Origin of the sequence: Leptospira ognonensis (assembly GCF_004770745.1) — a bacterium.
Taxonomy (GTDB): domain Bacteria; phylum Spirochaetota; class Leptospiria; order Leptospirales; family Leptospiraceae; genus Leptospira_A; species Leptospira_A ognonensis.
Map to the genome: position 1 here is coordinate 1 of NZ_RQGD01000054.1, position 1884 is coordinate 1884.

Below are 1884 nucleotides of genomic sequence, written 5' to 3' on the forward strand. Positions count from 1 at the left end.
TGGAAACGCAATGGACAAAGCTCTCATCGTAGGAACTGCTCGTGGTGCTTTCAACCATAACAACACGGCTTCTATCGGTGTTTACCATGTTCCAGGTTACAAAGGAATGATCGGTGCATCGCTCATTCTACCTGGCGAAGATGATTATGCTGTCGCTTACCATTCTTCTTGTGGTTACAACCGAACTGGCGGTCTTTCTAAATGCCAATCTTCCCTCACACAGTACGAAGGTCTCTGGCCTTTCGGTGGAAATAAAACTTACAACCAATACTCGGGTCACTACCGAGCTCCTTCGGTTGGTTCGTCTGGGTTGTACTTAAACCACAGCGAAATCACGAAAGAAGGTTGGAGATAATCGTTCTTTTTACTTGTTAAAACCCTTTCTCCTGAAAGGAGGTCAGCGACAGTCGCTGGCCTCTTTTTTTTTAACTGCTCATTTTGCCCATAGATTGACTGTACCGTAGCCAAAAAATATCGACAAAATCTAACGAAAAGTTAGCTTAAGATTAAGAGAAAAAATGTATGCAGAAAATTCTAAGCGCGCTGAAAAAATCATGTCTTCTATTTGTTGTGGGGATGTTGGGAACCTTTTGCGAGCCCAATCAAAAAAAGGACGTAACAACGGACCAATTATTCATGGCCTTGGCGGGGACTCCTTCTTCCTGGGAAATTACTTCAGTCCAATGTAACTTTATTAACGATTCCGAAAACGGTATTACCTCTGATTATTTCGTCCTGATCAGCGGCGCAAATCTACCTATGACAGATGTGCATTGTAAGGGCGAAAAAATTACGAAGATCGATTCCTTTTCCTTCGATCCCCCACTCCCCGAAGGAATTGAGGCAAAAATTGAATCGGACACACTTGTGCTCACCGGATCGCCTAAAAAAGAGAGTCCCTCGACAGAATACCGGATCGAATTGCAAGGATCAAATACGAAAGAAATCGGGAACTTCCTGGTATATATAGTAAGTGAATCAGAAAACAGCTCCATATTCACTCCGTATTCTTCTGTTGAACTTGCTAAGAATTTGCAGGAATCTTGGAATATAGGATCTATGGGAAAAGGAAATTCAATCCAAGTTACTTTTGATCCTCCTTTGCCTAGCGGGATGAGCTACGATCCTGTATCCGGAATCCTCTCTGGTAATACAAACGCGTCGCTCGGTTTTAACGGTCATCGAATTTCGATCAATGATCCTGCAGGAGAGAGCTCGTATGTGCAGGCAGTCAATGAGAGTTTATTGTTTATACTGATTGTCCCTCTTCGAATGAACTATCCCTATACTACCTATTGGTTACCAACAAACGCGATTACAGAGATAATTCCAGAAGTTCGCTCTGCCACGTCCGCTTCTTATGCCATCGTAGGAACTCCGTTAGCTTCTGGGCTTTCCTTACAATCTTCCAATGGTATCATTTCTGGAGTCACACCTAGCTATGAATGGACCTCAGCCATCGAAATCAAGGGAACCAATTCCTTAGGAGAAAATTCAAGCTACTTAAATTTTAAAATCCTTTCGCGAGAAAAAATGACCTGCAATTCTTCAGGTATCGCAGCCGGTTGCACAAAGGGATCACCTTATTCTTGTCCCGCGACGAGACAATGTTTCAGTTCCTATAACTCCTGTAAGTATGGTGCCAACTACAGCACGCCTTGTCAGTTCTAATCCCAGAACATTGTTCCTTTTATAAGGGAATTCCCTAGCGAATTTCGCCACGGAATGACGCTAAAAAATTATTTACCATTTGGATAAAAAAGTCTTGCCACATTTGTATTACTTTCGTCTCATTTAGGCATATACCTAACTCGGAGACAAAAATGACGAAGCGAACTTTACTCAAAACCTTAACAGCACTCTTTGCACTTACCTTAGCGGGAT

The 1884-nt window shown here is 42.5% G+C and carries 1 protein-coding gene and 1 pseudogene; both read left to right on the top strand.

Annotation, left to right across the window (positions count from 1 at the left end):
• Positions 1-355, top strand: a pseudogene (locus EHQ58_RS18510) (hypothetical protein); the annotation flags it as partial.
• A gap of 167 nt (positions 356-522) precedes the next feature.
• Entirely contained in the window at positions 523-1671 is a 1149-nt protein-coding gene (locus tag EHQ58_RS18515) for a hypothetical protein (RefSeq protein ID WP_135625561.1), read from the top strand.
• Positions 1672-1884: the final 213 nt, after the last annotated feature.